Annotated in this window: 8 protein-coding genes; 1 reads left to right on the top strand and 7 read right to left on the bottom strand. The window is 44.4% G+C overall.

The genetic code is table 11. The annotated features are described in order from the left end of the window. The 7 genes from PLH26_RS18220 to PLH26_RS18190 form a co-directional block, all read right to left on the bottom strand. On the bottom strand, window positions 1-607 hold a 607-nt coding region (locus tag PLH26_RS18220), incomplete at its 3' end, for a pyridoxal-phosphate dependent enzyme (RefSeq protein WP_324587462.1). A 162-nt stretch (window positions 608-769) separates the two neighbouring features. Next, entirely contained in the window at window positions 770-1,333 is a 564-nt protein-coding gene (locus tag PLH26_RS18215) for an REP-associated tyrosine transposase (protein ID WP_324587461.1), read from the bottom strand. A 75-nt stretch (window positions 1,334-1,408) separates the two neighbouring features. After that, a complete protein-coding gene (locus PLH26_RS18210; protein WP_324587460.1) occupies window positions 1,409-2,044 on the bottom strand; it encodes a phosphoribosylanthranilate isomerase in 636 nt (211 codons plus the stop codon). Window positions 2,045-2,049: 5 nt separating this feature from the next. After that, window positions 2,050-2,832, bottom strand: coding sequence for an indole-3-glycerol phosphate synthase TrpC (gene trpC, locus PLH26_RS18205; RefSeq protein ID WP_324587459.1), 783 nt, complete (start codon window positions 2,830-2,832; stop codon window positions 2,050-2,052). A gap of 87 nt (window positions 2,833-2,919) precedes the next feature. Continuing rightward, window positions 2,920-3,924 carry an anthranilate phosphoribosyltransferase gene (gene trpD / locus PLH26_RS18200; protein WP_324587458.1) on the bottom strand — a complete coding sequence of 335 codons (1,005 nt, stop codon included), beginning with the start codon at window positions 3,922-3,924 and terminating at the stop codon, window positions 2,920-2,922. 35 nt (window positions 3,925-3,959) lie between these two features. Next, window positions 3,960-4,553, bottom strand: coding sequence for an anthranilate synthase component II (locus PLH26_RS18195; protein ID WP_324587457.1), 594 nt, complete (start codon window positions 4,551-4,553; stop codon window positions 3,960-3,962). Window positions 4,554-4,633: 80 nt separating this feature from the next. Beyond that, a complete protein-coding gene (locus PLH26_RS18190) occupies window positions 4,634-6,070 on the bottom strand; it encodes an anthranilate synthase component I family protein (protein WP_324587456.1) in 1,437 nt (478 codons plus the stop codon). 239 nt (window positions 6,071-6,309) lie between these two features. Between PLH26_RS18190 and PLH26_RS18185 the strand changes: the two genes are divergently transcribed. Beyond that, window positions 6,310-7,398, top strand: coding sequence for an acyltransferase family protein (locus tag PLH26_RS18185; RefSeq protein ID WP_324587455.1), 1,089 nt, complete (start codon window positions 6,310-6,312; stop codon window positions 7,396-7,398). The last annotated feature ends 198 nt before the right edge of the window (window positions 7,399-7,596 follow it).

Raw genomic sequence — 7,596 nt, 5'->3', positions numbered from 1 at the left:
TAATATAATGCGTATCTACCGGGTTGTTGATCCAGTCGCGGATCGCTTCATTGGTGGCATCTTTGAGGGTTTTACTCCCGCTGGTTGCAGGTATAACTTTTGCACCCAGCATATTCATACGGGCCACATTGGGCGCCTGCCTTTCAATGTCTTTTTCACCCATATACACCACGCACTGCATATTCATTAAAGCACATACCGTTGCCGTAGCCACACCATGTTGCCCCGCGCCGGTTTCGGCTATTATGCGGTGCTTGCCCAACCGCCTTGCCAAAAGCAACTGACCAATGGTATTGTTGATCTTATGGGCACCGGTATGATTGAGGTCCTCTCTTTTTAAAAAAATAGTTGCGCCATGCTTTTCGCTCAATCTTTTTGCATGGTATAGCGGCGAAGGCCGGCCTACATAATCCTTAAGCAAAGCCCTGAACGCCTTCTGAAAATCATCTTCATACATTATTTTCAGGTACTGGCTTTTCAACTCTTCCACATTGGGATACAACATCTCGGGAATGTAAGCTCCGCCAAATCCTCCGTAGTAGCCAAAGATATCCGGCTGCTCAAACGTGCCTTTATATTTGGCTAATGCTATTGTTCTGTTGATCATTGTACACTTGTTTAAGTTAATTCAAAGTTTAAAACTTTGAAGAACATAGAGTGTACGAAGTCAGAGACTTCGTACAGCAGAATTTCGTACAGCAGAATCTGTAACGCTATGCGAAGTCTCCGACTTCGCATTTCTTATGTTCTTCATAGTCTCCGACTATGTTTATAATATTTCCACATCAACTATTCCCTGCCCGCCCGCGTAATTCGCAGCGCTTGAATACACATAATCTTCCGCATGATTTACAATGCCTGCCCTTACCGGGTTCTCATGAATATAATTGACCTTCACCTGAGTAAACCCCGGGCTGAAACATTCCTCCGGGTGATTACCATTTGTCCATATCTGATAATTTTCATTCCTGCTGTTCCTTGTTCCGTAATATTTAAACTGGTGCAGCATCCACAACCTCCTGCTTTCAGCATCACTCTGAATAATTGGCATCATGGTATGATGGGTATGCTTTTTAAAGTCTCTTATAATATCACTCAAGGTGATTTCCCTGTTTCCCGCCCGGGCAATTAAATGTACATGGTTACTCATCACAACAAAAGCATTTAACACCAATCCTTTCTTCAACTGGCAATGTTTAAACGAATCCATAAGAATATCCTTATATATTTTTCGCGTAAACAAATCAATCCAGCCACAAACCGTAAACGTAAGAAAATGGGTAGCAAACTGATCGCGGATGGCATAGCCATCCCTGAAAATGGTGTTATTCATAAGTGCAAAGTTTTAAACTTTGAAGAACATAGCGTATACGAAGTCAGAGACTTCGTACAGCAGCTATGCTATAAATCAGCTACGCAGCGCTTCCAGCAGCTTTCTTACTTTTCCCATATCCTTTATTCCGGGACTGCTTTCCAGCTTGCTGTTCACATCCACTGCAAAAAGGTTTTCGCCATGCTTACCGGCAGCAAACGAACGTAAGGCGCCCGCATCTTCTACACCAATACCTCCACTCAGTAAAAATGGTTTTTTAATGTGTACGCTATCCAATATATGCCAGTCAAATTTTTTTCCGCTACCTCCATAATTGAACCAATCCGTATCAAATAAAAACAGATCACTTACCGTTCTGTACTCTCTTATTTTCCAGTCTATGTTATCACCTTCTTTGATCCGGAATACTTTTATTGTTGGCACCTGTTCGCTTATCCGCTCACAAAGCCGTGGCGATTCATCGCCATGCAACTGCACCATGTGCAACCCGTACTTCTCTACATAACCCATTACCTCATCATACCCGTCATTCACAAAAACACCTACTTTATTGATCTTTAATTTCGCCTTTTTTAATTCTTCCCCGTCAATACGCCCTACAACATATCGCGGCGATTTGTGGTAAAAGATAAACCCTGCGAACTCAATGCCCATTTCATCCATGGCATACACCTGGCTTAACTGCGTGTTTCCACAAACTTTTATGCGCATGGTCTTTAGCTTTTAAGTTGCTCAACAAATGCGGCAAAAGCAATCGCCGGGTCGGGTGCTTTCATAAAATTTTCACCAATTAAAAATCCTTTGTAATCATGTTCCTTCAGCTCCTTTATTGTTTTCACATCACTTATTCCACTCTCGGAGATCTTTATTTTATCAGCCGGTATTAAGTTACCCAGGTATACCGATGTTTCAATGCTCACTTCAAATGTTTTGAGATTGCGGTTGTTTACGCCAACAATATCCACTTCATCACAAATATGTTCCAGCTCCTCTTTACTATGTATCTCCAGCAACACTTCCAGTCCGAGGTTTTTTGCTGTTGAGGCTAATGTTTTTACCTGGGCCGGCGTTAAGTTAGCGGCAATCAGCAAGATCACATCCGCCCCAACAGCTTTCGCTTCCACTACCTGGTATGCATCAATTATAAAATCTTTTCGCAAAACAGGAATATTACTGATCCTTGCTTTTTTAAGATCATCCAGGCTCCCGCCAAAAAAACTTTCATCTGTTAACACAGACAGCCCTGATGCGCCATGTTGTGTATAGGCCGTGGTAACAACAGCCGGGTCAGCATCTGCATTGATCCATCCTTTTGAAGGTGATTTTCTTTTAAATTCTGCTATGATGCCTGTTTTACTCTCATCCAGTAAAAACCTCCGCAACGAAAGCGGCGTCTTTGAAAACCATTCCGCCTGTTCCAGCACTGCAGCCGGGGTTTGCTGCTTCCGCTGCGCCACTTCAACTTTTTTTTGTTTAACTATTGTTTCTAAAATATTCATATTAGGTATCAGGTTTCAGGTCACAGGTGCATGGGTGTGCCCTCCTTCTGTCGGGCGCCGGGTGCATCGTTTCTACATTTCAATTCTTTACTGCATCGTCTTCAGCTTCTTCAGTACCCCCAAAGCCCTTCCGCTCTCCAGACTTTCTACGGCTGCAAGATACGCATCATTATAGTCTGCATAAGCGCCTGTACAGTGCAATGCCATTGCCGCATTGGCCAGTACTACCGCATTTTGCGCCCAGGTGCCCTCGCCCTTTAATATGGTCATAAACAATCTGGCAGCTTCCTCAGCCGTAGCGCCACCATAGATATCTGTTGCACTCACCATACGTTTGCCCAACTGCTCCGGCGTCATAATGCGTTCGCCTTCTTTTGTTATTACTTTGGTGTCATTGGTCAGCGATATCTCATCATACCCGTCGAGACTATGAATGATCGTAAACGCTTTACCGGTTTGCTGCAGCAGGTAATTGTATATCCGCGCCATTTCCAGGTTATATACACCCACCAGTTGAAAGTTGGGATTGGCCGGATTGACCATAGGACCCAGCATATTGAAAAAAGTGCGGATACCGAGGTTTTTGCGTATAGCACCAACGGCTTTTAGCGCCGGATGAAAAAGCGGTGCATGCAAAAAGCAAATATTTGTTCCTTCCACTTCCTTTTCCAACGCACTGATATCCGATTTAAAACGGTATCCCAGTTGTTCCATTACATTGGAGGCGCCGCTTACAGAAGTAGCGCCATAATTGCCGTGTTTGGCTACTTTTTGTCCGGTACCCGCAACAATAAAGCAGGCCAACGTTGAAATATTAAACGTGTTTTTGCCATCTCCCCCTGTGCCCACAATATCGGTTAAGCCGTAACCATCCAACCGAACAGGCACGCATAACTCCAGCAGCGCATCCGAAAAGCCCTGCAGTTCCTCAATGGTTATGGTGCGCATAAGGTATACCGTTACAAATGCAGTTACCTCACTTTCGTTATACGCGCCTTTGGAAATATTTACCAGCACCTCTTTGGCCTGCAGCCGTGAAAGCGTTTTGTATTCGAACAGGTATTGTAATATTTTTTTCATGCCTGTGCCCATACAGGGGAATTTTTAATTGTGAAATCAAGCTTATGCTATTTATCCTTTATGCTCCCGGATGCGCTTAGCCAGTTTCGCATGATCTTCTCTCCATCGGGCGTCAATACGCTTTCGGGGTGAAACTGAACCCCCTGCACATCATATTGCTTATGCCTTAATGCCATTATATAATTATTTTCATCCCGTGCCGTTACCTCTAATTGTTCGGGTAAGCCATCATCGCTTACTATCCAGCTATGATACCGGCCTACTTCAATCGCAGCAGGCAGGCCTGCAAACAGTTCGGGCTGCTTATCATTGAATAATGTAACAGACGTTGCCACCCCATGATACACCGTGCTTAAATTAACCAGGTGGCCTCCAAAAGCCTCAGCAATAGCCTGGTGTCCCAAACATACGCCCAGTATGGATTTTGAAGCTGCGTACTGTTTAATCAATGGTAATAATAATCCGGCTTCTCCGGGTAATCCCGGTCCGGGTGAAAGGATGATCTTATCGTACTCATCCACTTTATCAAGACTGATCTGGTCATTGCGGTATACATCTACTTTTTGATGCAATATTTTTTCCACGAGGTGCACCAGGTTGTAGGTAAAGGAATCATAGTTATCAAAAACCAATATTTTCATTGCCTGTTTGTTTGTAATTTGTAGTTTATCATTTTGTTACTCACTATTCACAACTCACCTTTCACCTTTCACTTCTCTCTTCAGATCCGTTCCGCAAGCTCCACGGCTTTCTTCAATGCGTTTAATTTGTTGTTCACTTCCTGTAATTCGTTTTCTGGTTTTGATGCAGCCACTATACCTGCTCCTGCCTGTGAAACCAGGGTATTGCTCCTGCTTAAAAAAGTGCGGATCATAATGGCATGATTGCAACTGCCGTTAAAACCCATGAAGCCGATAGCCCCCCCATAGTAGCTCCGCGAAGTAGGTTCGTATGCATCAATCAGCTCCATGGCTCTAAACTTGGGTGCCCCGCTTAAAGTGCCTGCAGGGAAAGTGGCAGCCAGCAAATGAAAAGGATTGGTTCCTGCTTTTACCTTGCCGTTTACTTCACTCACCAGATGAATAACATGTGAATAGTATTGTACCTGCCGGTAATGCTTCACCTTTACTTCATCGCAAAGGCGGCTCAGGTCGTTCCGGGCCAGGTCAACAAGCATCACGTGCTCCGCATTTTCCTTGGCATCAAGCAACAATTGTTCTGCCATTTTCTGATCCGTTTCGTCGTCGCCGCTTCTTTTGAATGTGCCTGCTATAGGATGCACCACCGCTTTCCCGTCCTTAATGATCAACTGGCTTTCGGGAGACGAGCCCATGAGCTTGTAATCGCCGTAATCAAAATAAAAAAGATAGGGCGAAGGATTTATATTCCGCAGGGCGCGGTACACATTAAATTCGTCACCTGTAAAACCCTGTGCAAAACGCCTGCTCAATACAATCTGAAATACATCTCCGCGATAGCAGCTTTGTATTCCTTTTTCTACCATTTGCCGGTAGGCTTCATCTGTCATGTTGGAAGTTTCACTGCCGCTTGCACTGAATGGAAATACCGGTACATCCTTGCTCCTGATCAGGGATTCTACTATTTCCACTTCGCTGGCTAAGCCGGGAATCATATTCTCGCAGATGTACATTTCATTTTTAAAATGATTGATGGCAATAACGTACTGGTATAAGCGGTAACGCATGAGCGGTATGGGCGCAAACGGTGAGTGATCTGAAGTGCCCGCTGAATGGCGATTGGAAAAGGTGATGGTATCAAAAAACTGAACAGCGTCAAAAGTAGCATAGCCGTATAATCCCTGAATGGCAGCAACGATTTTATCCGGCGACTGCTCCACATCAAAGCGCTGCATAAAATCCCACAGCATGGCAGGCACTTCTGCCGGATCATTTACCGGCAGCCGTTCCGGCTTTTGCCCCGGCAGCTTAAATTCAATTGACCGCTGACTGGTGATCTCCATTCCGGCAATGGCGTTGATGCAGATAAAGGAAAAGCTGTTTTCTGCGGTGTGATAGTCGGTGCTTTCCAGTAAAATGGTATCGCGGAAACGGTCTCTCACCCTTAAGTACATGCCCACCGGCGTATACACATCGGAGAGCATTTTTTTGAACTGCGTTTTTATTGCAACTTTCTTCATAACAGCCTTATTCGATTTTCATAAAAAAACCCCGGTGATCACCGGGGCCTGAATATTGTAATATACCAAATACGATAACAGCATTACAAGCCCCATAAAGAGTTTGTATGCCACCACCAGTATTTATTTGTATTATTTTTCATGACTGAGGCACAAATGTCTATGCTTTTTTGTTAAAAAAAAAATTTTGACTTAGTTTTTCAGAATTATTTTCAACTATCCCCAACGCTTTATCTCCAATGGCTCAAAAAAGATTGCTCTCACTCGACTTCCTCCGCGGTTTGATCATGGTTTTGCTGGCACTGGAAGCCGCAGGATTATACCACGTGCTGAATGATGCCGCCGAAGGAAGCTGGTGGCACAATATAACCATACAGTTCGACCATCATAAATGGAACGGACTGCGGTTCTGGGACCTTATACAACCGGGCTTTATGTTCATTGCAGGTACGGCCATGGCTTATTCACTGCATAAACAGCAGCAGAACGGCGTTCCCTGGCAGCAGTCGTTCCGTAAAGCGCTGAAAAGAAGCGGATGGCTTTTTTTCTGGGGTGTATTAGACTATGCCGTAAGAAAAGATGGACTTTCGTTTGAGCTATGGAATGTGCTGACCCAGCTCTCTTTTACCATGCTTGTGGCTTTTTTGATCTTCAGGCTGAGCACTAAAACCCAAATGATCATTTGCGTTGGTATATTGTTGCTCACAGAAGCCTTATACCGTTTTACCAACGTGCCGGGGTTTGATCAGCCGTTTACCGACCAGCACAACTTTGGGAACTATGTTGATCTTTTATTAATGAATAAAATCAATAGTGGCGGATGGGTAGCCATCAATTGTATTCCCACAGCCGTGCATACCATTGCCGGGGCTCTTGCCGGCAAACTGTTATTAGGTCAAAGCGCCCACAAAGCAAAGCAGCTACTGATCTGGGCAGCAGTTTGCCTGGTGGTGGGGTTTGGTTTAGACTGGCTCCATATAACGCCAATCATTAAGCGCATTGCTACCACTTCTTTTACACTGGCTTCATTGGGCTGGTGCCTGCTGGCATTGGCCGCCTGTTACTGGTGGATTGATATACGCAATCACCGCAGGCATCTTTTATTTTTTACAGTGGTGGGCATGAACTCTATTTTCATTTATTTGTTCTTCGAGATCGTAGGACACAGGTGGTTCAATGATTATGTTACCGCCATTACCAACGGATTGATGGACATGGCGCATTTCCCGGAATTTTTGATGAACCTGATCACCAGCCTCATCATTTTTGCATTGGAATGGGGGTTGTGCTATTTTTTATATAAGAAGAAGATATTTTTTAAACTGTAAGATTGAAATACGAGAGGTAAGCACCAAATAACAAATCACAAAGGTGCGGTCGGCACCCGACGCAGGAGGGTCAGCACCGCATCTGAACGCAAGGCACCAAATAACAAATCACAAGAAACATACAAAATTCAAATCCGAAGCCATAAGCGCTAAATCCGAAGAATACAACAACAAACTAAAATCCGGAGATGCGGTCGG

It is taken from the genome of Agriterribacter sp. (assembly GCF_035444585.1).
GTDB lineage: Bacteria > Bacteroidota > Bacteroidia > Chitinophagales > Chitinophagaceae > Agriterribacter.
Note: the sequence above shows the minus strand (reverse complement) of the source record. Positions and strands in the feature narration are given on the sequence as shown.